At 73.6% G+C, this 23,007-nt stretch carries 18 protein-coding genes; 8 read left to right on the forward strand and 10 right to left on the reverse strand.

All coding sequences use genetic code 11. The features are described from left to right. On the reverse strand, positions 1-2,001 hold a 2,001-nt coding region (locus ACGF13_RS39725), incomplete at its 3' end, for a type I polyketide synthase (RefSeq protein WP_392884480.1). Between the two features lie 191 nt (positions 2,002-2,192). Here ACGF13_RS39725 and ACGF13_RS39730 point away from each other — a divergent pair. Next, on the forward strand, positions 2,193-3,227 hold the full coding sequence (locus ACGF13_RS39730; protein WP_392884482.1) for a 3-oxoacyl-ACP synthase III family protein: 1,035 nt from the start codon (positions 2,193-2,195) through the stop codon (positions 3,225-3,227). 66 nt (positions 3,228-3,293) lie between these two features. Here the strand turns inward: ACGF13_RS39730 and ACGF13_RS39735 are convergent, their stop codons facing one another. From ACGF13_RS39735 to ACGF13_RS39750, 4 genes are read right to left on the reverse strand one after another with little or no spacing between them, the layout of a single operon-like run. After that, a complete protein-coding gene (locus ACGF13_RS39735) occupies positions 3,294-4,781 on the reverse strand; it encodes an FAD-dependent monooxygenase (RefSeq protein ID WP_392884484.1) in 1,488 nt (495 codons plus the stop codon). A gap of 4 nt (positions 4,782-4,785) precedes the next feature. Next, a complete protein-coding gene (locus tag ACGF13_RS39740) occupies positions 4,786-5,670 on the reverse strand; it encodes an LLM class flavin-dependent oxidoreductase (RefSeq protein WP_392884485.1) in 885 nt (294 codons plus the stop codon). Further along, positions 5,667-6,794 (reverse strand): alpha/beta hydrolase, encoded by a 1,128-nt coding sequence (locus ACGF13_RS39745; RefSeq protein ID WP_392884486.1) that lies wholly within the window; start codon positions 6,792-6,794, stop codon positions 5,667-5,669. The genes ACGF13_RS39740 and ACGF13_RS39745 overlap by 4 nt, the downstream gene beginning before the upstream one ends. Continuing rightward, on the reverse strand, positions 6,791-7,564 hold the full coding sequence (locus ACGF13_RS39750) for a 2-oxo acid dehydrogenase subunit E2 (RefSeq protein ID WP_392884487.1): 774 nt from the start codon (positions 7,562-7,564) through the stop codon (positions 6,791-6,793). The genes ACGF13_RS39745 and ACGF13_RS39750 overlap by 4 nt, the downstream gene beginning before the upstream one ends. Positions 7,565-7,748: 184 nt before the next feature. On the opposite strand from ACGF13_RS39750, the gene ACGF13_RS39755 reads away from it, so the two are divergent. The 7 genes from ACGF13_RS39755 to ACGF13_RS39785 all read left to right on the forward strand — a co-directional run bounded on the left by ACGF13_RS39755 (position 7,749) and on the right by ACGF13_RS39785 (position 15,401). Further along, positions 7,749-8,984 carry a cytochrome P450 gene (locus ACGF13_RS39755; protein ID WP_392884488.1) on the forward strand — a complete coding sequence of 412 codons (1,236 nt, stop codon included), beginning with the start codon at positions 7,749-7,751 and terminating at the stop codon, positions 8,982-8,984. A 5-nt stretch (positions 8,985-8,989) separates the two neighbouring features. Further along, positions 8,990-9,208, forward strand: a complete 219-nt coding sequence (locus ACGF13_RS39760; RefSeq protein ID WP_392884502.1) for a ferredoxin — start codon at positions 8,990-8,992, stop codon at positions 9,206-9,208. Further along, positions 9,205-10,833: an ABC transporter substrate-binding protein gene (locus tag ACGF13_RS39765; protein ID WP_392884490.1), complete on the forward strand. Its 1,629-nt coding sequence runs from the start codon at positions 9,205-9,207 to the stop codon at positions 10,831-10,833. The genes ACGF13_RS39760 and ACGF13_RS39765 overlap by 4 nt, the downstream gene beginning before the upstream one ends. A gap of 4 nt (positions 10,834-10,837) precedes the next feature. Beyond that, positions 10,838-11,773: an ABC transporter permease gene (locus tag ACGF13_RS39770; RefSeq protein WP_392884491.1), complete on the forward strand. Its 936-nt coding sequence runs from the start codon at positions 10,838-10,840 to the stop codon at positions 11,771-11,773. Further along, entirely contained in the window at positions 11,770-12,657 is an 888-nt protein-coding gene (locus ACGF13_RS39775; RefSeq protein WP_392884493.1) for an ABC transporter permease, read from the forward strand. The genes ACGF13_RS39770 and ACGF13_RS39775 overlap by 4 nt, the downstream gene beginning before the upstream one ends. Further along, positions 12,644-14,266 carry a dipeptide ABC transporter ATP-binding protein gene (locus ACGF13_RS39780; RefSeq protein WP_392884494.1) on the forward strand — a complete coding sequence of 541 codons (1,623 nt, stop codon included), beginning with the start codon at positions 12,644-12,646 and terminating at the stop codon, positions 14,264-14,266. The genes ACGF13_RS39775 and ACGF13_RS39780 overlap by 14 nt, the downstream gene beginning before the upstream one ends. A gap of 76 nt (positions 14,267-14,342) precedes the next feature. Beyond that, the gene (locus ACGF13_RS39785; RefSeq protein ID WP_392884495.1) at positions 14,343-15,401 is read left to right on the forward strand and encodes an LLM class flavin-dependent oxidoreductase; all 1,059 of its coding nucleotides are present in this window, start codon (positions 14,343-14,345) and stop codon (positions 15,399-15,401) included. On the opposite strand, the gene ACGF13_RS39790 is transcribed toward ACGF13_RS39785, so the two are convergent. The 5 genes from ACGF13_RS39790 to ACGF13_RS39810 all read right to left on the reverse strand — a co-directional run bounded on the left by ACGF13_RS39790 (position 15,344) and on the right by ACGF13_RS39810 (position 22,894). Then, complete coding sequence (locus ACGF13_RS39790; protein ID WP_392884496.1) at positions 15,344-16,393, reverse strand: LLM class flavin-dependent oxidoreductase; 1,050 nt, start codon at positions 16,391-16,393, stop codon at positions 15,344-15,346. The two genes, ACGF13_RS39785 and ACGF13_RS39790, sit on opposite strands and share 58 nt — an antisense overlap. A 93-nt stretch (positions 16,394-16,486) precedes the next feature. Beyond that, the gene (locus ACGF13_RS39795; protein ID WP_392884497.1) at positions 16,487-17,281 is read right to left on the reverse strand and encodes a BTAD domain-containing putative transcriptional regulator; all 795 of its coding nucleotides are present in this window, start codon (positions 17,279-17,281) and stop codon (positions 16,487-16,489) included. A gap of 40 nt (positions 17,282-17,321) precedes the next feature. After that, positions 17,322-17,879, reverse strand: a complete 558-nt coding sequence (locus ACGF13_RS39800) for a flavin reductase family protein (RefSeq protein ID WP_392884498.1) — start codon at positions 17,877-17,879, stop codon at positions 17,322-17,324. Between the two features lie 86 nt (positions 17,880-17,965). Next, a complete protein-coding gene (locus tag ACGF13_RS39805) occupies positions 17,966-20,875 on the reverse strand; it encodes an AAA family ATPase (RefSeq protein ID WP_392884499.1) in 2,910 nt (969 codons plus the stop codon). Positions 20,876-21,382: 507 nt separating this feature from the next. Then, entirely contained in the window at positions 21,383-22,894 is a 1,512-nt protein-coding gene (locus ACGF13_RS39810; RefSeq protein ID WP_392884500.1) for an MFS transporter, read from the reverse strand. Positions 22,895-23,007 lie beyond the last annotated feature (113 nt).

A 23,007-nucleotide genomic window follows, 5' to 3' on the forward strand; every position in this document is an offset into this window, starting at 1 on the left:
TTCGAGGGAGAGGACGCCGGCGAGGTGGGCGGCGGTGACTTCGCCGATGGAGTGGCCGATGAGGTAGTCGGGGGTGATGCCGTGCTGTTCGAGGGCCCGGTAGAGGGCGGTCTGCAGGGTGAACAGTGCGGCCTGGGTGTACGCGGTCTGGTGGATGAGGTCGACGTCGTCGCCCCAGAGGACGTCGGTCAGCGGGCGGTCGAGGTGAGGGGTGAACAGGCGGGCCGTCTCGTCGAGCGAGGCAGCGAACGCCGGTACGGCCTCGTAGAGTTCGCGTCCCATGCCGTGGCGCTGGCTGCCCTGTCCGGTGAGCAGGAACGCCGTCTTGCCGGGCCGGACGGTGCCGGTGACGAGGCCGGGGGCCTCGGTGTCCTCGGCCAGTGCCCGCAGTGCGGCGAGCACGCCGTCGCGGTCCGTCGCGCTGACGACCGCGCGGTGGTCGAAGCGGGTGCGCGCGGCGAGGGTGTGCGCGGCCGCGACGGTGTTCGCCTCCGGCTGCTGCTCCAGGTGCTCCGCCAGCTGCTGTGCCTGTTCGCGCAGTGCCGGTGCCGACTTCGCCGACAACTGCCAGGGCAGTGCGGTGAGTTCGGTGTCCTCGTGGTCGGATTCGGTGTCGGCCTGCTCCAGGATGAGGTGGGCGTTGGTGCCGCTGATGCCGAACGAGGACACGGCGGCCCGGCGCGGTCGCTCGTCCTCGACGTCCCAGGGCCGTGCCTCGCTGAGCAGCCGCATCGTGCCGTCGGACCAGTCGACGTGGCTGGTCGGCTGCTCGGCGTGCAGGGTGCGCGGCAGGACGCCGTGCCGCATCGCCATGACCATCTTGATCACGCCCGCGACGCCCGCCGCCGCCTGGGTGTGCCCGATGTTGGACTTGATCGAGCCGAGCCAGAGCGGGTGTTCGGCGTCGTGCCCGCGTCCGTAGGTGTTGAGGAGCGCCTGGGCCTCGATCGGATCGCCGAGCGAGGTGCCGGTGCCGTGCGCCTCGACCGCGTCCACCTGGTCGGCGGTGAGCAGGCCGTTGGCGAGCGCCTGCTGGATGACGCGTTCCTGGCTGGGGCCGTTGGGTGCGGTGAGACCGTTGCTGGCGCCGTCCTGGTTGACGGCGCTGCCGCGGATGACCGCCAGCACCGGGTGGCCGTTGCGGCGGGCGTCCGAGAGCCGCTCCAGGACGAGGAGGCCCACGCCCTCGCTGAAGCCGGTGCCGTCGGCTTCGTCGGAGAAGGCCTTGCAGCGGCCGTCCGGGGCGAGGCCGCGCTGCTTGCTGAACTCGGTGAACAGTACGGGGGAGGACATCACGGTGATGCCGCCCGCCAGGGCGAGTGCGCACTCGCCCTGGCGCAGCGACTGCACGCCGAGGTGCAGGGCCACCAGCGAGGAGGAGCAGGCCGTGTCGATGGTCAGCGCCGGGCCTTCCAACCCCAGGGTGTAGGCGATCCGGCCGGACGCGACGCTGGAGGTGTTGGTGACCAGGTAGCCCTCCAGCTCGGGGCGGACCTCCTCGGGCCTGGCGTAGTCCTGGGCGATGGCCCCGACGAACACGCCGGTGTCGCTGCCACGCAGCGAGTCCGGGTCGATGGTCGACCGTTCCAGTGCCTCCCAGACCGTCTCCAGGAGCACGCGCTGCTGCGGCTCCATGGCCTCGGCCTCGCGCGGGCTGATGCCGAAGAACTCGGCGTCGAACCGGTCGGCGTCGTACAGGAACCCGCCCTTGGCGACGTAGGTACTGGCGGGCGCCTCGGCCTCCGGGTCGGGCACGTGCAGGGTGTCCAGGTCCCAGCCGCGGCCCTCGGGGAAGTCACCCACCGCGTCGCCGCCGGCCTCCAGCAGGCGCCACAGCTGCTCGGGGCTGCGGACGTCACCCGGGAAGCGGCAGCCGATGCCGACGACGGCGATCGGCTCGTGGGCCGCTGCCTGGGCGTCGGTCAGCCGTTGCCGGGTCTGCTGCAGGTCGGTGGTGACCCGCTTGAGGTAGTCCCGGAGCTTCGCTTCGTTGGTGGCCATGAACCCATCCCTCGCAAGTACCAGACGGTCGTGCTCGGCAACGTCGCCGAACGTGCTTGCGGGCTGCTTAGCGTGGTCTAAAGCCGGAGGGGCGGGGCGGGCGTCGCCGCCGGGCCCGCCCCCGTCCGCGGGACGGGCGGGCGAAGACTGACCGAAGGGGGCCTTTAGCCGGGCGGTCGAGGGTGACCGGCATGGAAGCCTCGGACGTTCACATCCTGTCGGCCGGCAGCGCGCTGCCCGGCGATCCGCTGGACAACGCGGGCCTGGCCCGCCACTTCGGCATGGACCCCGTGTGGGAGCAGTGGGTCGACGCGTTCGTCGGTACCCGCGCCCGCCACCTCTCGGTCGACCTGGCCACCGGAAAGCTGCGCTCCTCGCTCGCGGACCTGAGCACCGAAGCCGCCGCGCGGGCCCTGGACGCGGCCGGCCTCGGCCCGGACGACGTCGACCTGCTCGTTCTCGGCACGGCGACTCCGGACCAGCTGATGCCCGCCACGGTCAACCTGGTGGCGGACCGGCTCGGCATCAACGGTGTGCCGACCTACCAGCTCCAGTCCGGCTGCGCGGGCGCGTTCCAGGCCCTGGAGGTGGGCCGCAAACTCCTGCTCGCGGGCGAGGAGCGGACCGCGCTGGTGATCGGTGGCGAGCTGTGCTCCCGGCACTTCGACCCCGGTGTCGACCTCGCGAAGCTGGACTCCGCGGAGTTGGTGAACTTCGTGCTGTTCGGCGACGGCGCGGGGGCGGCCGTGCTGAGCACGGAGCCCGCGCCGGGCACCCCGGTGATCCGACGGGTGCTCAACCGGCTGACCGGCCTCGACCGGGCGCCGGGCCAGATCGTGGAGTGGACCGGCGCCCTGGACCGCGACGCGACGGACCGCGCGTACATCAAGGAGGACTACAAGGCGATCGAGCAGTCCGTGCCGGTGATGTCGCGGGAGATCGCGGAGGAGCTGCTCGGCGACCTCGGCTGGGAGCCGACCGACGTCGACTACCTGCTGCCGCCGCAGCTGTCGGGGCGGATGACCCAGCGGATCGTGGACTCCCTGGGGATGCCGACGGCGGAGGAGGTCAGCCTGGTCGACCGCATCGCCAACACCGGCAACGCCATGCCGTTCTTCCAGCTGGAGCGGACGCTGCCGCAGCTGGCCGAGGGCGACCGGGTGCTGGGGGTGTCGGTGGAGTCCAGCAAGTGGCTCAAGGCCGGGTTCGTCCTCGAGGTGGTGTGACGGGGCGACGACGAAGGAGCGGCGCGGACCCCTCGGTCCGCGCCGCTCCTTCGTGTTCCGGCCCGCTCAGCTCGGCTCGCCGAACCACCGCGCCAGGGCCGCCGCCGGCTCGCCCGCGCCCGTCGTCCACACCACGTGGCCGTCGGGGCGCACCAGCGCCGGGGCGGGGACCCCGTCCGGCGCGACGGCGGTGGCCACCCGGTCGGCCCAGCCGGCCGCGAGGTCGGTGAGCGGGAGCCCGTCCGTGCCCTCGGGCACCAGCAGGAGGCCCCTGCCGTCGTGGGGCAGCGGCGCGGGGTCGGGGATCCGCCGCCCGATCAGCGGGTGGGTGTCCTGCCCGTCGTCCGCGCCCGGCGCGGTGACGGCGTAGCGCACGTCGACGCCGGTGACCAGTTCGACCAGGTGGCGGTTGACCTCCTCGAGACCGGCCAGCCGGGTCACCAGCGCGCGTACCCCGGCGGTGCGCCCGGGCGGCTCCATCAGGGCGAGCTGGGCGTCCAAGGCGGCCCGGGCGCGTTCGCCCTCCGGGTGCCGTTCGTCGTGGTAGCTGTCCAGCAGCCCGGGCGGGGCCCAGCCGTTGACCTGGGCGGCCAGCTTCCAGCCGAGGTTGACGGCGTCCTGGAGGCAGGTGCTCAGCCGCAGCCCGCCGAGCGGGAAGAACGAGTGTGCGGCGTCGCCGGCCAGCAGCACCCGGCCGTGGCGGTAGCGTTCGGCGTTGCCGCTCACACTGGTGAACCGCTCGGCCCAGCGCAGTCCGCGCGCGGGCAGCTCCCGCCCGGTCAACTCCTTGATGTCGGACTGGAGTTCGGGAAGCCCGACCGGGCCGTCGGAGCCGGCGGCCGGGCCGAGACCGGTGGTGATCACCCGCAGCAGGTCGGGGCCGGCCGGGGCGCCCGAGTAGACCCCGCCGGAGTCCACGTAGTGCGCGCCCAGGTGGTTGGGGGCCAGCTGGGCGAGGTCGACCTCGACGTCGCCGACGCTGCCCGCGACGGTCCACCCGCTGCCGGGGAAGGGGATGCCGGCGAGGCGCCGCACCGCGCTCTGCGTGCCGTCGGCGCCGACCAGATAGGAGGCGGTCAGCTCGCCCTCCCGGCCGTCCGCGCCGCGCAGCCGCAGCGTCACCGGGCCGTCCCCGGTGCCGGTGTCCAGCCCGGTCACTTCCTGGCCGCGCCGCAGCTCGACCCCGAGCTCGCGGGCGCGCCGCTCCAACAGCGCCTCCAGCCGGTTCTGCGGGACCAGCAGTCCGCGGACGGGCTGCGGATCCAGCAGCTCGGGGTGCAGCCAGATCAGCGAGAAGTGGGCGCCCGGGAGCGGCATGCCCTGCTCGCGCAGCCGGTCGCCGAGGCCGCGCTGGTCGAGCAGTTGCATCACGGCCGCGTTGACGGCCTGTCCGGGGGCGTGTTCGGCGGGTTCGGTGCGGCGGTCGAGGACCACGGTGCGCACCTTCGCCAGGGCGAGCTCGCAGGCCAGCATCAGCCCGGTGGGGCCGGCGCCCACCACGACGACGGGGTCCGCGGCGCTCTCGGGGTGGTCCGGGGCGGCAGTGGCGGTCACGGGGTCATCCTTTCCGCAGCAGGGGGATCACGGGGGCGAAGTCGTGCATGGCGGGGGCGAGCAACGCGAAGGAGGTCAGCCCGTACCGCTCGCGGTGCGCGCGGACCTGCTCGGCGATCTGCCGGTGGGTGCCGATCAGCAGCGTGGGCAGCTCCAGCAGTTCGGCCACCGACAGGTGGGCGGCGAAGCCGGACTCCCGCAGCGCCTCGGCGGCCGCGCGCCGGTCGCCGGTGACGATGATCCGCTTGACGGCGATGTTCAGCTCCGGGTCCCGGCCCAGCTGTGCCGCCCGCTCCCGTACGGACGCCACCCGCCGCGCGATCTCCTCGGGGGAGTGCAGGACGAGGCCGCCGCCGGGCAGCAGCGAGGCGCCGATGAAGCAGACGGTGTCGGCGTGGTGGACGGCGAGTTCGAGCTCGGCCGGGTCGTCGGCGGCGAGGAGCAGCGGAGGCCGGGGGTGCTGGAGCGGCCGGGGCCGGTGGTCGGGGTCGGGCAGCAGTCGCTGGAGCGTCTCGACGGCGTCCGTGAGACGGGTGAGCTTCTGCGTCGCGTCCAGGTGGGCGGTCCGGGCGCTGGCGGTCTGCCCGGAGTGCAGGCCCACCTCCAGGCGACCGCCGGTGATCCGGTCCGTCCCGGCGACCTCCCGGGCCAGGACCTCCGGGTCCCACAGCGCGGTGTTGGTCAGGTAGGTGGCCACCCGCAGCCGGGTGGTGGCCGCGGCGGCGGCCACCAGGGAGGGGAACGGCGCGGGCATGCCGAGGTGGTCGGTGGTGGCGAGCAGGTCGTAGTCCAGCCGCTCGGCCTCGGCGGCGATGCCCGGCCAGTCCGCCTCCGGGTCGATCGCCGACACCAGGAAGCGCAGCGGGCGGTCGGTGGTCACGGCGCTCACCTGCCCTCTCCGTTCCGGGGGCCGCCCAGGACCGGCATTCGCCCGCGGCCGCGCAGCAGGGCCAGGGCCGCGCCGAGCACCGCCCGCTGCGGGCCGTGGCCGCCGATCATCTCCAGGGCCGAGCGCAGGCTCCACAGCCGGGACTCGGCGACGTGACCGGGGGAGCCGTGCACGTCGTCGTGGGCCAGCAGGCGCAGTCCGCGTACGTGACGTTCCAGCAGCAGCCGGTCGCCGGGCGGGATGATCTCGTCGCGCTCGCTCGCGATGTACGCCAACGGCACGTCCAGGCGGGCCAGTTCCGCTTCGCTCAGGCCCCAGTCGGCGATGTGCCCGAGGACCGATCCCGGCTCCAGGCCGGTGAGGTGGGCCAGGGTGTCGACGGTGACCCGGGGGATCCGCGGCCGCCAGTCGGGATCGGCGAAGAAGTCGCGGACCGGGGCGCCGGCGGTGACGATCCCGCGCACGCGCTTGTCCTCCAGCGCGGCGCGCAGGGCGAGATGGCCACTGAAGCTCATCATCACCGCGTAGCTGCGGGTGACGTCGGCGCGCCCCTTCAGGGCGTCCAGCAGCTCGCTGACCATCCGGTGGCTGTCGGCCGTGTAGCGCCAGGTGTTCTCGCCGACGCCGGGCATCTCGGTGGCCACGGCGGCCACGCCCAGCCGGGCGGCCCGGGCCAGGATCGGGCCGAACTGCTCCTTGACGCTGACGATGCCGCCGCTGAACAGCAGCAGCGGGGGCAGCTCGCCCGATCCCGCCGGGTCGAGCCCGGCCGCCCAGCAGCGCACCCGGCCACCGGACAGCTCCAGGTCCAGCCGTTGGATGCCGGCCCGCTGCCCGAGCCGCCAGCGGTCGAAGGAGGTGACCGTCAGCTCCTGGGCCTCGGCCCGCGCCGGGCCGTCCACGTACGGGAAGCGGGCGATGTTGAAGAACCGTCCGGCCGACAGCTCCCGCCCGGCGCGCTCCTCGACGGTGCCGGCGGCCGTCCACTCCCGGGCCCAGGAGCCGGGTTCGCCGTCCAGGTCGTGCCCGATCCGGCCCAGCACCCGGCGCGACGCGTCCTGCGGGATGCCGAGGATCCGGGCGTGGACCTCCACGAACCGCCTCAGCTCGGTGACGTCGTTCATGCCGTCTCCTTCTCCTTCTCGGCGGAGTAGCCCTCCAGCAGGTCCTTGACCTCGGTGAGGACGTCGGCGGCTTCCGCGCCGTCGATCACCCGGTGGTCGAAGGTAAGGTTGAGCCGCATCACCGGGGCGCCGGTCACCTCGCCGTCCCGGACCACGGCGCGGTCGGTGATGCGGCCGATCCCGAAGGTGAGCGTGGTGCCGCCCACCGAGTGGAAGCCGTCCACCGCACGGTGGCCGAGCGAGGTGACCGCGAAGGTCCCGAAGAAGCGGGGGTGACGGACCAGCGAGCGCACCGCCCGGTGGTAGGCGGCGCGGGCGATCGGGCCCGGCAGCCGCTGCAGCAGCAGCATCGGCGCGAACTCCGGCATCGACACCGGGTCGCCGTCCCGGTAGCGCTCCAACTGGTACTGGATGTCGGGCAGTTCGGCCCGCTGGAGGTCGGGCAGCACCGCCGAGACGACCACCCGGCGCCCGCCGATCCGCTTGTCCAGCGTCACCTTCCCGGCCACCTCGCCGTAGCGGGCCACCCGGGGCCGCAGCCGTCCCCTGATCGCCGCGTTCGCCTCCGGGTGCGCGGCCAGCACCCGGGCGGCCGCGTGCAGCACGTAGGTGACCACCGACAGCCGACGCTCGTCGCGGTGCTCCTCCCGGTGGGCGAGCACCCCCGACATGTCGACCTCGGTGTCCAGGTGCACCGGTGAGAACGGGCGGATCTCGTCGAGGAACAGGAGCGTGTGGCGCCGTTCGCGTGCGATGGCGGATATCTGCATGGGCGCCAATCTCGGCATTCGGGCCTAAGGGCCCCTTAGCGCGCTCTAAAGACCGCGGGACACCGCCGAAAAGACCGCGGGACACCGCCGACGAGCGGGCGAAAGAGCTGCTTTAGAGGCCCGAAAGCCCACCGGCACAGCCTGGCCGGGACCCCGTACGCCGCCGCTCGCAGGAGTTCAGGACATGTCCCACCCCATCGCTGTGAGTCTCACCGACGACCCCGCGTCGCTGCCCGACTTCCCGCAACAGCGGCACTGCCCCTACCAGCCGCCGCCGGGCTACCGCGACCTGCGCCGCGCCGAGGGACCGGTGGTGCGGGCCAGGCTGTACGACGGCCGGCCGACCTGGGTGGTGCTCGGCCACACGGAGGCCCGCGCCCTGCTGATCGATCCGCGGCTGTCCTCCGACTGGAGCCGCCCGGACTTCCCCTCGCCCAGCCCCCGGCGCAAGGCCATCCAGAAGGCGACCATCCTGGTCGGCATGGACGGCGAGGAGCACGCCTCCTACCGGCGGCGGCTGATCTCCTCGTTCTCGGTGCGCCGCACCCGCGAGCTCGGCGAGGGGATCCAGCGCCGCTCGGTCGAACTCGTCGACGCGATCCTGGAGCAGGGGCCGCCGGCCGACATCCTCAGCGCGCTGGCGCTGCCGCTGTCCTCGTACACCATCTGCGGCATCCTCGGGGTGCCCTACGAGGACCACGACTACTTCGAGGCGCAGTCGGCGGCGCTGGTCTCCCCCCAGGTCTCGGAGGAACAGGCCACCGGGGCCCTGATGAGCCTGCGTGACTACCTGACCTCCCTGGTGGAGCGCAAGGAGAAGGAGAAGGCGCCCGGCGACGGCCTGCTGGACACCCTGGTCTCCCGTGACCTCGCCGGCGGAACGATCTCGCGCGACGACGTCATCCGGCTCGGCGTCATCCTGCTGATGGCCGGTCACGAGACCACCGCCAGCATGATCACCCTCAGCACCTTCACCCTGTTGCAGAACCCCGAGCAGCTGGCCGCCTTCCGCGCCGACCCGGCCGGCGGCGCGCTCGCCGTCGAGGAACTGCTGCGCTACCTGTCGATCGGCGACGTCGCCATGCGCATCGCCGCCGAGGACATCACCGTCGGTGGCGTCACCCTGCGCGCGGGCGACAGCGTGATGCTCTCCACCGCCGAGATCAACCGCGACCCGGCGGCCTTCGAGCGCCCCGACGAGCTGGACCTGGCCCGCGGCGCCCGCCACCACCTCGGCTTCGGCTTCGGCGTCCACCAGTGCATCGGCCAGAACCTGGCCCGGGCCGAGATGGAGAGCGCGCTCACCACGCTGTTCACCCGGATCCCGGGGCTGCGGCTGGCGGTGCCGCCCGAGCAGGTCGAGATCAAGCCCGCGCAGAGCGGCGTCCAGGGCATCTACGAACTCCCCGTGGCCTGGTGAGCGCCGTGCGGATCGTCGCCGACCCCAGGCGCTGCGTCGGGGCGGGCCAGTGCGTGCTCACCGTCCCCGAGGTGTTCGACCAGGACGAGGACGGCATCGTCGCCCTGCTCACCGACGGCACCGCCCCCGCCGCCGACCGCGACCGGCTCGACCAGGCCGCCCGGCTCTGTCCGGCCGCCGCGATCACCCTGCAGGAGGAGGAGACGGAGGCCGACCCGGCATGAGACGCCACCCCGGCCGCGCCCGACGCGCCCGTCCGGCCGCCCTCCTGGCCCTGCTCGTCGCCGCCACCGCCTGCGCCCCCGGCACCGGAGCCCGCTCCGGTGCCGGGGGCGGGCGGATCGTCTACGCCGTCGACTCCCAGCCGGACTGCCTCGACCCGCAGGTCAGCCCGTACGACATCACCGCCGTGATCGACCGGAACATCTTCGACTCGCTGGTGTCCACCGACGCCGACGGCCGGCTCCGGCCCTGGCTCGCCACCTCCTGGCAGGTCTCCGACGACGGCCTGGAGTACACCTTCCGGCTGCGCGAGGACGTCCGCTTCCACGACGGCACCCCACTGACCGCCGACGCCGTCAAGGCCACCCTGGACCACACCGTCGCCCCCGAGACCAAGTCCCAGTACGCGGCCGGGCTGATCTCCATGTACCGGGACACCACCGTGGTCGACCCGTACACCGCGCGGATCGCCCTGACCAGGCCGTACCCGCCGCTGCTCCAGCTGCTGTCCACCGCCGTCTTCGGCATCCAGTCGCCCACCGCGCTGCGCGCCGACCAGGGCCGCACCTGCGGGCACCCGGTCGGCAGCGGCCCGTTCGTGTTCACCGACTGGGCCCGCAACCGCCGGGTCGTCCTCGACCGCAACCCCGCCTACCAGTGGGCCCCCGAGGACGCCGGCCGCACCGGCCCCGCCCGCGCCGAGGGACTCACCGTGGAGTTCGTCCCCGAAGCCGCCTCCCGCTTCGGCGCGCTGAGCTCCGGCCAGGTCGACATCGCCGCCGCCATCCCGCCCGGCAGCATCAGCCGACTCGCGCACGCCGACGGCTTCCGCTTCCTCCAGGCCCCGCAGCCCGGCGCGCCCTACCTGCTGCTGCTCAACCCGGGCCGCGCGCCGCTGGACGACCTACGGGTCCGCCAGGCCCTCCAGTACGCCGTCCGCTACGACGACCTGGTGCGCGCCCTCTACTCCGGCCGCCACCAACGGGCCTGGGGCGTCCTGTCCCCGGCCACCCCCGGCTACAACCGGGCCGTCGAGGGCGCCACCCCGTACGACCCCGGACGGGCCGCCGCCCTGCTCGACGCGGCCGGCTGGACCGGACGCGACGGCGACGGCTACCGCACCCGCGACGGCAGGCGCCTGAGCATCGAGTGGCCGTACATGACCAGCCTGATGCGCGACCAGCGCGTCCTGCTCGCCCAGGGCATCCAGGCCGACGCCCGCCGGGCCGGCATCGAGATCCGCCTCACCGCCCACGAACCCGGCACCTACCTGAAGAAGGCGCTCTCCCGCGACGCCGACATCCTCGCCTTCAGCTGGAACCGCGCCGACCCCGACGTCATGCGCACCTACTTCGCCTCCGACCAGACCGCGGACAAGGGCGGGTCCAACGCCTTCGGCGTGTCCGACCCCGAACTGGACGCCTGGCTCCGGGAAGCCTCCGCCACCTCCGACCCGGCCCGGCGCGACGCCCTCGACGGCCAGGCCCAGCTCCGGATCCAGCAGCAGGCCTACGCCCTGCCCGTCTACGCCCCCACCACCCTGGTCGGTGCCGCCGACCGGGTGCGCGGCGTCACCTTCGACGCCCAGGCGTACCCGCGCTTCTACGACGCCCGGCTGGAGGGATGACCCCGTGACCGCCCCGCTGCGCTGGCTGCTGCGCCGCCTCGTCCTGGCCGCGCTGGTCGTCCTCGGCGCCGCTCACGCCGTGTTCTTCGCGTTCCGGCTGCTGCCCGGCGACCCGGTCCGCAGCGTGCTCGGCTCCACCAACCCGACCCCCGAACTCGTCGCCCAGGTGCGCCGCGAACTCGCTCTCGACCAGCCACTGGTGGTGCAGTACGGGCGCTTCATGGGCCGCCTGCTCACCGGCGACCTCGGCGAGTCCTACCAACTCCAGCAGCCGGTGGGCCAGGTGATCGGCGGCCAGCTCTGGCCGACCCTCCAACTCGCCGTCGCCGCCTTCGTGCTGGCGCTGCTGCTCGCCCTCGCCGCCGCCGTGCTCACCGCCGACCGGCCGCGGGCCCGGCGGCTGTCCTCCGCGCTGGAGCTGTTCGCCGCCTCCAGCCCCGCCTTCGGGATCGGAGCGGTGCTGCTGGCCCTGCTGTCCTTCCGGCTGCGCTGGTTCCCCGCGATGGGCGGAGGCGGGATCTCCGGCCTGGTGCTGCCCGCCGTCACGCTCGCCGTGGGCATGGCCGGGGTGTTCACCCAGGTGCTCCGTGAGGAGCTCGAACGCGTCCTCGACCAGCCCTTCGTCCTCACCGCCCGGGCCCGGGGCGGCGCCGAGCTGGCGGTCCGGCTGCGGCACGCGCTGCGCCACGGCCTGATCCCGCTGGTCACCCTCGCGGGCTGGGCCGCCGGAGCCCTGTTCGGCGGCGCCGTCGTGGTCGAGACCGTGTTCAGCCGCCAGGGGCTCGGCCAGCTCACCGCCACCGCCGTCCAGGGCCGCGACCTGCCGGTGGTCACCGGGGTCGTGCTGCTGTCCGCGACGGTCTTCGCGCTGATCAACGTGGCCGTCGACGTGCTGTACCGGGTGATCGACCCCCGGATCGCCGAGAGGAGCACCGGATGACCACCAGCCGACTGCCGGTCGGGGCCGCGGCGCCCGCCACCCGCCGCCGCCCGCTCGCCCGCCTGCCCCGCACCGGGGCCGGGACGGCGCTCGCCTGGGCCCTGCTCGCGCTGGTGCTGCTCGCCGCCCTGGCCCCCGACCTGCTCGCCGGCCAGGACCCGCAGGCCATCGACCCCGCCGACGCGCTGAGCGGACCGAGCCGGACCCACTGGCTGGGCACCGACCAGCTCGGCCGCGACCTGTTCAGCCGGATCGTGCACGGCGCCGGCGCCTCGTTGCTGATCGGCCTCGGCGCCACCGCCCTCGCCCTGGTCGGCGGGGCGCTGCTCGGGGTGCTCGCCGCCACCGCCGGCCGCGCCGTCGACCGGGTGCTGTCCCGCCTCACCGACGTCCTGATGGCCTTCCCCGGCCTGATGCTCTCCCTCGTCGTGGTCACCCTGCTCGGCCCCGGCAGCGCCAACGCCACCCTGGCCATCGGCGCCTCGCTGCTGCCCGGCTTCCTGCGCCTGGCCCGCGGCCAGGCACTCGCCGTGCGCGCCGGCGACTACGTACGGGCGGCCGTGGTCATGGGCCGCGGCCGCGCGGACATCCTGCTGCGGCACGTCCTGCCCAACGCCCTGCCGCCGCTGCTGGTCCTGGCCACCGTCAACACCGGCAGCGCGATCATCTCGGGCTCCACGCTCAGCTTCCTCGGGCTCGGCCCGAAGCCACCCGCGCCCGAGTGGGGCAGCATGCTCTCCGAGGGCCGCGACCACCTCGACACCGCCTGGTCCGTCGCCGTCTTCCCCGGACTCGCCATCACCCTCACGGTCGTCGCCGTGACGGTCGTCGGCCGGGGCCTCCAGCGGCGACTGGACGGAAGGGACGGCCGTGACCGCGCCTGACCGAACCGCCCCGCTGCTCACCGTCGAGGACCTGAGGATCTCCTTCGGCCACGGCCGCCGGCGCACCGACGTCGTCCACGGCGTCGACCTCGACCTGCGGTCCGGCGAGTGCCTCGCCCTGGTCGGGGAGTCCGGCTCCGGAAAGACCCTCACCGCCCGCGCCCTGGTCGGACTGACCGGCCCCGGGGCGAGCGTCACCGCGCGCCGCCTCGACTACGGCGGACAGGACCTGCGCACCCTCGGCGCCCGCGAGTGGCGGCGACTGCGCGGCGCCGGGATCGGACTGGTCTCCCAGGACGCCCTGGTGTCCCTCGACCCGCTGCGCCGGGTCGGCGACGAGGTCGCCGAGCCGCTCGCCGTCCACGGCGTCGGCACCCGCCGGGACCGCCCGCAGCGCGCCGTGGACCTGCTGCGGGAGGTGACCGTCCCCGAACCCGAGCTGCGGGCCCGGCAGTTCCCGCACCAGCTGTCCGGCGGCCAGCGCCAGCGGGCGCTGATCGCCGCCGGGATCGCCGCCGCTCCCCGGGTGCTGATCGCCGACGAGCCGACCACCGCCCTCGACCCCTCCGTACGGGCGCAGATCCTCGACCTGCTCGCCGAGCGCCGGGCCACCGGCATGGCGGTCCTGCTGATCAGTCACGACCTCTCCGCGGTGGCCAGGCTGGCCGACCGGATCGCGGTGATGCGCGCCGGCCGGATCGTCGAGACCGGGCCCACCGGGGAGCTGCTGGCCGCGCCCCGGCACCCGTACACCCGGATGCTGCTCGACTCCGTGCCCACCGGCTGCCGCCCGGCCGAGGCGACGGCGCGGGTCGGCGAGCGGGTGGTGCTGCGCGCCGAGGGGCTGACCAAGGCCTACCCCGCCACCGGCGGCCGCCGGGCCGGTACGGTCACCGCGCTGGACGCGGTCTCGCTGGAACTGCGCGAGGGCGAGACCCTCGGCGTCCTCGGCGAGTCCGGCTCGGGCAAGACCACGCTCGGCCAGACGGTGCTCGGCCTGCTGGAACCGGACGCCGGGCAGGTGACCCTGCTCGGGCAGCCGTGGTCCGGGCGCGGCGAGGCGGCCCGCGCGGCGCTGCGCGGGCGGATCCAGCTGGTGCAGCAGGACCCGCTGTCGTCCTTCGACCCGCGCTGGACGGTGGAGCGCATCGTCGCCGAGGCCCTGGGAGCACCCGGCCGCCGGGCCGCCCGCCGCCACCGGGCGCGGATCGCCGAACTGCTCGCGCTGGTGGGGCTGGACGAGGGCCTGCTGGAGCGCCGGCCCCGGCAGCTGTCCGGCGGCCAGCGCCAGCGGGTCGCGATCGCCCGGGCGCTCGCCCCCGAACCGGAGGTGATCGTCTGCGACGAACCGGTCTCGGCGCTGGACGTCTCCGTCCAGGCCCAGGTGCTCGACGTGTTCGCCGAGGCCCAGCGCCGCCTCGGGGTGGCGCTGCTGTTCATCTCCCACGACCTCGCGGTGGTGCGACGGATGAGTGACCGGGTCGCGGTGATGCGGGCGGGCCGCATCGTCGAGACCGGGGCCACCCAGGAGGTCTTCACCGCCCCGAAGGACCCGTGGACCGCCCACCTGCTGGAGGCGATCCCGCCGCTGGAACCGACTCGCCCCTGACAGCCCGCGCCCGACTCCGGGCGCCCCACCGCTGACTGCCGGAACGTACCACCCGAACGACGATGGAGAGCCGCACATGAACGACACTGCCGGTCCGATCCTGTCCGTCCTGGACACCGTGCCCGTCTGGTACGGCGTCCAGGCGGCCGACTCGCTGCATCAACTCCTGGAGCTGGCGCCCGCCGTGGAGCGCCTCGGCTACCGCCGCTACTGGCTGGCCGAGCACCACAACATGCCCGCCTTCGGCACCTCCACCCCGCCGGTGCTGATCGGGCAGCTGGCCGCCGTCACCTCCACCCTGCGGGTGGGCTCGGGCGGCGTGATGCTGCCCAACCACACGCCGCTGGTGGTGGCGGAGCAGTTCGCCACCCTCGACGTGTTCCACCCGGACCGGATCGACCTCGGGGTCGGCCGGGCGCCGGGCGGGGAGCCGGCCACCGCCCGGGCGCTGCGCCGCACCGGGGACCCGGCCCACGCCGGCTCCTTCGGAGAGCAACTCGTCGAGCTGGTCGACTACCTGACGCCGTCCGGGGAAGGTGAGCGCCCCGCGGTCGCGGTCTCCCCGCCGCCGCAGCGCCCGGTGCCGGTCTGGCTGCTGGGCACCAGCGAGTCCAGCGCCTCGCTGGCGGCCCGCCTGGGCCTCCCGTACGCCTTCGCGCACCACCTCAACCCGGCCGGGACGGCGGCCTCGGTGGCCCGCTACCGGGCGGAGTTCCAGCCCTCGGAACGGCTGGCGCAGCCGTACGTGGCGGTGTCCTCGCAGGTGGTGGCCGCGGACACGGACGAGGAGGCGCAGTGGCACGCCGGTCCGATCCGGGTCGCCCACGTGGAGGGGCGGATCAACCCGCTGACCCTGTTCCGCACCCCTGAGCAGGCGGCCCGGTACAGCCTGACGTCAGCTCAGCAGGACTATCTGGAGGGCCACTTCGCCGCCCAGGTGGTCGGCGGTCCGGAGACCGTCCGGCGCCGCCTCGCGGAGTTCCGGGCCGAGGTCGGCTTCGACGAACTCCTGGCGGCGACACCGGTGTTCGGCCTGCAGGCGCGGATCCGGTCGTTCGAGCTGCTGGCCGAGGCGGCTCAGCCGGCCAGGGACTCGTCCGGCTTGAGCCCGGTCAGCTCGGCCAGCAGCTCGTAGGAGCGCACCCGCTCCTCGTGGTCCTGGACCACGGAGAGCATCATGAGCTCGTCGACGGCGGTCGCCCGGACGAACTCGGTGACCTTCTGCCGTACGGTCTCGGGCCCGCCGAAGATCTGGGCGTCGAACATCTGGTCCACCACCAGGCGCTCCTGGGGCCCGCAGACGAAGGAGGAGGCCTCCTCGACCGGCGGGAAGAGCGGGTTCGTCCCGCGCAGCGACTGGGCGGTGATCATCCGCAGGGGCGTGCTGAGCAGCTCGCCCCTGCGGTCGTCCTCGGCCACCGCGCCGAAGACGGCGACCATCGAGTACGGCTCGCTGAGGTACTGCGAGGGGCGGAACTCGGCGCGGTAGGCCTGGAGCGCGGCCACCGAGCCGTGCGGCGAGAAGTGGTGGGCGTAGGCGAAGGGCAGGCCCAGGCTCGCGGCGAGCTGGGCGCTGTAGCCGCTTGAGCCGAGCAGCCAGACCGGCACCGACAGTTCGGCGGCCGGGACGGCGGTGACCTGGCCGGGCCTGGCCGCCGCGGCCGGGGCGCCGCCGGGCGGGGCGAAGTGGTTCAGCAGCTCGTGGACCTGGGCGGGGAAGTCGCCCGCGCCCAGCGGTCCGGTCTGGCGGCGCAGGGCACGGGCGGTGATCGGGTCGGTGCCCGGGGCCCGGCCGAGGCCGAGGTCGATCCGGTCGGGGTTGAGGGCGGCGAGGGTGCCGAACTGCTCGGCCACCACCAGTGGCGGGTGGTTGGGCAGCATGACGCCGCCGGCGCCGACCCGCAGGCGGGTGGTCGCGGCGGCGATCTGCCCGGCCAGGATGGCGGGCGAGGAGGTCGACAGCGACGGCATGTTGTGGTGCTCGGCCAGCCAGAAGCGGTGGTAGCCGAGCCGCTCCACGGCCTGCGCGAGGCGTACGGAGTTGCGCAGCGAGGTCGAGGCCGTGGACCCCTGCCAGACGGGGGCGGTGTCCAGGACCGAGAGCTTGATTCCCAATTCGGAGGTCATGGCGAACAGAATATGGGGACTGTCCCCACTTTTCAACGCCAGCTGTCCGTCCTACAGTTGAGAAGGAAGGGAGCCCTCGGTCCGGGACGGGCCCTAGGCGGCTGCCGGCGCCCGCAGGGTGATCGGCCGCCGCATCTCGCCCCGGCCGCTGTCCAGCAGGATCTGGTCGTGCAGCTGGTGCAGCTGGCGGCAGGGCGCGATGCCCAGCTCGCGGTCCAGCACCGACCGCACCCGGTGGAACACCTGGAGCGCGTCGGCCCGGCGGTCCGAGCGGTAGAGCGCCAGCATCAGTTGCCGGTGGAAGGCCTCGATCAGGGGGTGCTTCTTCACCAGCGTGTACAGCGGGCCCACCAGTTCCCGGTGCCGGCCCAGCATCAGATCCGCCTCGTTGCGCATCTCGACGCACTCCAGCCGGGCCTCCTCGGCCCAGGTGGCGAACTCGTCGACGATCGCGCCGCCGCGCAACTCGCCCAGCGCCCTCCCGCGCCACAGGGACAGGGCCTGGTCGCAGTGGGTGGAGGCCTCCGCGTACCGGCCGTCCCGGATCGCGGACCGGCCCAGTCGCACCAGCCGCTGGAAGTCGTCCGAGTCCAGGCTGTGTCCGTCGAGCCGGAGTACGTAGCCGGGGTGGCGGGTGACGATCGGCGTGGCCGTCGTCCCCGGTCGCTTCAGCAGCTTGCGCAGCTGCGATATGTAGACGTGCAGCGTCGCCGTGCCGCGGCGGGGCAGTGCGTCGCCCCAGATCTCGTGGCACAGCTGGTCGGTGGACACCACGTCGTCCGCGCGTACCAGCAGAGCGGCGAGCAGGGACTCCACCTTGGGCGCGCTGATGCCGAAGACGTTCTCGCCGTCGGTCATTCGCAGGCTGCCCAGAATCTCGAATCGCATTGTCTGTCCTTCGTGGGGGGATTCGCGTGACCGATTGGGCTCAGCGCGACACTGAGCCGTATTGCCCGTCGAGATAGACCAGGGGCCGCGCTGTGCCACCCTCGACCGCGTGCACCGGCTGACCGATCACCAGGGTGTGGTCCCCGGCCGGCAGGTCGTACACCTTGCGGCACACCAGTGCGGCGGGCACGTCCTCCAGCAGCGGCACCCCGTACGGGCCCGGCCGCCAGGTGGTGGGCGGCGCGAAGCGGTCGGTGCCGCTGCGGGCGAAGGTGGCCGCGAGCTCCTGCTGGTCCTCGGCGAGCAGGTGCACCGCGAGGTGCTCGGCCGTGCACACCGCCGCCCAGGAGGAGGCGGTGCGGCCGATGCCGAAGGAGATCAGCGGGGGCGTGGAGGACAGCGACGCCAGTGAGGTGGCGGTGAATCCGACCGGCTTCGCCCCGTCGGAAACCGTGATGACGGCCACACCTGCCGGATGGCGTCGGAATACCCGGCGGAAGGCGTCGACGGCAATCGGTTCGCCGTCTGCGAGGCCCGTGGGCGAACAACTCCCGGAAGCCTGCCAGACGTGAAGACCGGAATCCTGACTTTGACCCATATCGTTTGCCCCCGTGAAGCGCTCATTGAGGCGGGCGGGGCCGTGAATGCCCCGCCCGGCGCGTTGTCCTCATGTTTTCAGAGGGATCACGTAACGGCATCAGGGGAAATACGTACGGCCATCAGCCTGGCCAGCTCGGCCCGCGAGCCGACCTCCAGCTTCCGGTAGATCCGGGAGAGGTGGACCTCCACCGTGCGCGGGCTCACCTGGAGCGCCTCGGCGATCTCCCGGGTGCGCTGGCCGGTGCCGGCCAGCCGGGCCACCTCCAGCTCCCGCTGGGTCAGCAGGGCCAGGTCGTCCGCGGCCGGCGGGGCGGGCGCCGGCATCAGCGCGTGGCAGCCGCGGTCCAGGGTGCCCTCGAAGGTGTGGTCCGGGCTCGTCCGGGCGTACAGCAGCACCCCCCACTGCTCGGCCAGCGCGTTCATCCGCTCCGACAGCGCCACGGCCCGGTCCAGGCGGCCGGCGGCGGCCAGCGCCCGGGCCGCGCGCAGCCGCGCGGTCAGCTGCGGCAGCCGCAGGTGGGAGCCGTCGAAGAGTCGTTCCGCCTCCCGGTACGCGGCGACGGCCTCGTCGGCCCGGTCGTCCCGCAGCAGGAAGTGGCCCCGGGCCATCGCCGCGTAGGCGAAGCTGTGCGGCGCCCCGATCAGCCGCGCGGTGTGCTCCGCCGCCTCGACCCAGTCGGCGCCGCCCTCGACCCCGGCGGCGGCCGCCGCCCGGGTCAGCAGCTCGTAGTGGCGGGCCCGGTCCAGCACGGACAGCCCCGTGAGCCCGGGGGAGTCCAGCTCGACCAGCAGGCTCAGGCACCGCTCCGGGCTGCCCTGCTTCAGCAGCGTCTCGGCCAGCGTCAGCACCGCGGAGCGGTACCGGCTGCCCGGCCCGGGCCGCAGTGCCCGCAGCGCCTCCTCGGCCAGCGCCGAGGCCCGGCTGCTGCCCGGCGGTTCGGCGTAGGTGACGCACAGCGCCTCCTGGGCGAGCGCGTGGGTGCGCAGCTGGTCGGCGTTCAGGTAGCCCGCGAGGTCCGCCGCCCGGGCCGCCGAGCGGCGCGCGCTCGCCGGCCGGCCCAGGGCCAGCTGGGCCTCCGCCAGGCCGCTCAGCAGGACCGGCAGCATCGCGTTGTGCGAGCAGTCCGAGGTCAGCTCCACGCCCCGCTCGTAGAAGGACTCCGCGTCGCGCGGGCGGCCGAGCGCGAAGGCGCAGCAGCCGAGCAGGGCGAGGAACTCGGTGTGCAGATAGGCCTCGGCGGTCGGCAGCTCGTCCATCTGCCGGACGGCGGCGTCGTACGAGGCCAGGCAGGCCTCGGTGCGGCCCTCGCCCAGCTCGGCCAGCGCGTGCAGCACCAGTGCGCCCGCGAGGGTGGTGGGATGCCCGTCGGTCCGGGCCCGCAGCAGCGCCTCGGCGGCCAGCCGCGGCAGGTTCCGGCCCTGGCCCAGCAGGGCGACGACGCCCCGGTAGACGGTGAAGCGGGCCACCAGGTCGCCGTTGGGGACTCCGGTGGCGGTGAGGGCGGCCAGTTCGCCGGCCAGCAGGGCGTCGGCCGCCTCGTAGCGCCCGTGCAGGCAGTCGACGAGTGCGCACAGCCGCACCGCGGAACGGTAGGACTCGGTGGGCTGCAGGGGGGTGCCCTGGGTCAGCAGGTGCTGCAGCGTGTCGTTCTTGCAGCCGTACTCGGCGGCCCGCAGCGCCTTGGAGAGCGGGGGGATCAGGCCCAGCAGCCGTCCCGGTGACTCACCGTTGGGGGGAAGCCCCTTGAGGGCCAGCAGCAGCCAGCGGGCGGCGTCGACGGGGGAGGTCGGGACGGCCTCCTCGCCGGCCTTCGCCAGGATCTCCAGGTCCTCGTGGGTGAAGCTGCCGGCGGACAGCTCGATGTGGATGGCGCGCTCGGCGGCGGAGGCGGTCCGGCGGCTGAGTACGGTGAGCGCCCGGCGGTGCGCGCGGGCGCGCCAGCAGTGGTCGGCCTGGTCGTGCAGCATCCGGCGCAGCACGGTGTGCCGGAAGGTGAGCAGCGAGGTGGAGCCGCGCAGCGGGCGCAGGACGTCGACGTCGATCAGTTCGGTGACGACGGTGGTGAGTTCGGGGGCGGGCAGCTCGGAGACGGCGGACAGCTCCTCCCAGCTGAAGCGGTCGCCGAGGACCGCGCCGGACTCGGCGACCAGCCGCTCGGCGGGGTCGAGCAGGGCGAGTTCGGCGGCCAGCGGGGCCAGCCGTCCGGTGAGCAGCCTGGTGCCGAGCAGCGGATTGAGCGGCGCGGTCTCGCCGAGTACGAGCAGGCAGAGGGGGTTGCCCTGGCTCTCGTGGAAGACGGCGGGCAGCCAGCCGGTGTCGGGCGGTACGTCGAGCAGCGAGGCGGCCTGGCGGAGGGTGAGCGCACCGAGTTCGATCCGCTCCACCTGCCCCGACGCGACGCCCTGGGCCAGGGTGCCCAGGAGCGGGGCGTGGGCTTGTCTCGGCCGGTGGACGATGACCAGCAGGACGGGCGCGGGGGCGGTCAACCGGACGAGGTGGTCGGCGAGTTCGAGGGACTGCGGATCGGCCCAGTGGAAGTCGTCGAGGACCAGGAGCAGCCCGCCGTCGCCGGCGGAACGTTCCAGCAGGGCGCGTACGGCCTGGGAGGCGCCGAGCGGCGCCGGTCGCCTGGCGTCGGGGCCGAGTTGGGCGCAGAGCGCCGCGCGCAGCAGCGAGGCGTGCCCGGGAGAGAGTTCGGCCAGCTTCTCCGGGGTCATCACCCCCGCCAGGGCCCGGGTGAAGACGGCCAGCGGGTAGTGCCGTTCGGTGGGGGAGCAGCGACCGTCGAGGACGGTGATGCCGCGGGCTCTGGCCGCCGCGGTCATGGGGCCGAGCAGTCTGCTCTTTCCGGCACCGGGGCAACCGATCAGTTCGATCACACCGCCCTGACCGGCCGCCAGCCGGTCCACCGCGCGCAGTAGTCCGTGCGACTCGTCGCAGCGGACGGAGGAGATGCGTTCAGGGCTGTCCGTGACCGACAGCACATTCACCACAGCAGATGGACCTTTCCCCCGGTCGAGTAACTCATGATCGCTTACCGCTGACGCTCCGCACTGGATGTTCGGCACCAAGGGCTCGTGGCGCGCAGGACATGAAGGGAGGGAGCCCAAAGATCGGTTGTGACGCCTGATCCGGACTCCCTCGGCACCGCACTCTATGCGAAGACAGACGATCTGTTGATCGAATCGTCATATCTGGCTTCGCGGTGCCCCGGGCCTGGTGTCGCGCCCGACGGGGCGACGCCGGGCCGGTCGTCCTCGCGGTGCCGCAGGCCCTGCTCGGCCTCACCTCCGGACCCCGTCTCGCCGCCTACGAGCACTTATCGTTCGGCATCAATCATCTGGTCAGTCTACTGAATGACTGTGTCTCAGGTCTTGATCACCCGCAGTCGGCGCTCGGGAGCGGCGAGGCCCCGGTCGGCTGTCGCCGACCGGGGCCGGTGCCGGGTGCGGACGGGGGCAGCCGCACCCGGCGGATGTTCTCGGACAATCGCCCGAGAGTCAGAGGCCCGCGTGCACGGGCTGCTCGTTCTGCTGCTGGGCGTCGCCGCCGGCCGTCATCCGCCGCATGACCAGGGTCAGCAGGATGGTCAGCGCGGTGAACCCGGCGCCCCAGCTGAAGGCCGCCGTGACGCCCTCGGTCAGGACGTAGTCGGCCGCGCCCTTGGTGTCCAGGCCCGCCGGGGCCTCGGCGCCGCGGCTCGCCGCGCCGAAGACGGTCACCATCACCGCGAGGCCCAGCGCACCGCCGATCTGCTGCATCACGTTCAGCAGGCCCGACGCGGCGCCGGTCTCCTCCGGCTTGATGCCGGAGAACAGGATCGTGGTGACGCCGACCAGCAGGACGCCCATGCCGAGCCCGGCGATGACCATCGGGCCGAGCAGCGCGGACACGTAGGAGGAGGACGGCGTGATCTGGGCGAACCAGATCAGCGCGACGCTGATGGCGGCGGAGCCGACGGCCGTCAGCACCCGGGCGCCGAAGCGCGGCAGCAACTTGGCGGACACACTGGAGGAGCCGAGGATCAGCAGCGCCAGCGGGACGAACGCCAGGCCCGCCTTGATCGGGCTGAAGCCGCTGACCTCCTGCAGGAACTGGGTGAGGAAGAAGAACATCGAGTTGCCCGCCGCCATCACGAACAGCAGGGCGAGATAGCCGATGGCGCGGTTGCGGTCGGCGAACAGCCGCAGCGGGGTGATCGGCTGCTTGGCCTTGTTCTCCACCACGATGAACAGCGCCAGCAGGACGATCGCCGCCACGAACGAACCGATCGTCAGACCGTCGCCCCAGCCCTGCTCGGCGGCGCGGATGAAGCCGTACACCAGTGCGGTCATGCCGAGGGTGGAGCTGAGCGCGCCGCCGAGGTCGAAGGAACCGGGCGTGCGGTCGGTCTCGTGGATGAACATCGGGGCCAGGATCAGCAGTACCAGGCCGATCGGCACGTTGATGAACAGCACCCAGCGCCAGGAGAGCCAGTCGGTGAGCAGGCCGCCGCCGATCAGGCCGATCGCCGCACCCGAGCCGGACACCGCCGCGTACGCGCCGAGGGCCTTGGCGCGGGCCTTCTCCTCGGTGAAGTGGGTGGCGATCAGGGCGAGCACGGTCGGTGCCGCGATCGCCGCGCCCACACCCTGGATGGCCCGCGCGGCCAGCAGCATCCCGGCCGAGGTGGACAGGCCGCCGAGCAGGGAGGCCGCCGTGAACACCGTGACACCGACCAGCAGGCCCTTGCGGTGGCCCAGGATGTCGCCGGCCCGGCCGCCCAGCAGCAGCAGGCCGCCGAACGTCAGCAGGTACGAACTCAGCACCCAGGAAAGGCCGGTGGGGGTGAAGCCCAGTGCGTCCTTGAGGTCGGGAAGGGCGATGTTCACCACGTTGACGTCAAGGATGAGCATGGTCTGGAGGGCCAGGACGAGGACGAGCACCACGCCCGGGCGCTTCTCCTTCGTCCCTGCCCCCGCGACGCCCGTCGGGCGAGCGCCCGCAGTGGTCGCCGAAGTCTGTTCGCTCATGGGTGTGCTGTCTCCTCAGAACCTAAACGGGGACTCTCCCTGTATCCTCCAGAGAAGATACAGGGAGGGTCCCCGTTTATCAACGCCCATCAGTCGGCGTGACGTTGAAGCGA

The sequence above is a fragment of the Kitasatospora sp. NPDC048286 genome, from assembly GCF_043201735.1.
Classification (GTDB): domain Bacteria; phylum Actinomycetota; class Actinomycetes; order Streptomycetales; family Streptomycetaceae; genus Kitasatospora.

Coding starts and splice junctions, on each gene's coding strand:
- ACGF13_RS39785 (WP_392884495.1), top strand. CDS start 14,343: ATGAACGACACTGCCGGTCCGATCCTGTCCGTCCTGGACACCGTGCCC.
- ACGF13_RS39810 (WP_392884500.1), bottom strand. CDS start 22,894: ATGAGCGAACAGACTTCGGCGACCACTGCGGGCGCTCGCCCGACGGGC.
- ACGF13_RS39795 (WP_392884497.1), bottom strand. CDS start 17,281: ATGCGATTCGAGATTCTGGGCAGCCTGCGAATGACCGACGGCGAGAAC.
- ACGF13_RS39765 (WP_392884490.1), top strand. CDS start 9,205: ATGAGACGCCACCCCGGCCGCGCCCGACGCGCCCGTCCGGCCGCCCTC.
- ACGF13_RS39755 (WP_392884488.1), top strand. CDS start 7,749: ATGTCCCACCCCATCGCTGTGAGTCTCACCGACGACCCCGCGTCGCTG.
- ACGF13_RS39790 (WP_392884496.1), bottom strand. CDS start 16,393: ATGACCTCCGAATTGGGAATCAAGCTCTCGGTCCTGGACACCGCCCCC.
- ACGF13_RS39730 (WP_392884482.1), top strand. CDS start 2,193: ATGGAAGCCTCGGACGTTCACATCCTGTCGGCCGGCAGCGCGCTGCCC.
- ACGF13_RS39775 (WP_392884493.1), top strand. CDS start 11,770: ATGACCACCAGCCGACTGCCGGTCGGGGCCGCGGCGCCCGCCACCCGC.
- ACGF13_RS39750 (WP_392884487.1), bottom strand. CDS start 7,564: ATGCAGATATCCGCCATCGCACGCGAACGGCGCCACACGCTCCTGTTC.
- ACGF13_RS39745 (WP_392884486.1), bottom strand. CDS start 6,794: ATGAACGACGTCACCGAGCTGAGGCGGTTCGTGGAGGTCCACGCCCGG.
- ACGF13_RS39800 (WP_392884498.1), bottom strand. CDS start 17,879: ATGGGTCAAAGTCAGGATTCCGGTCTTCACGTCTGGCAGGCTTCCGGG.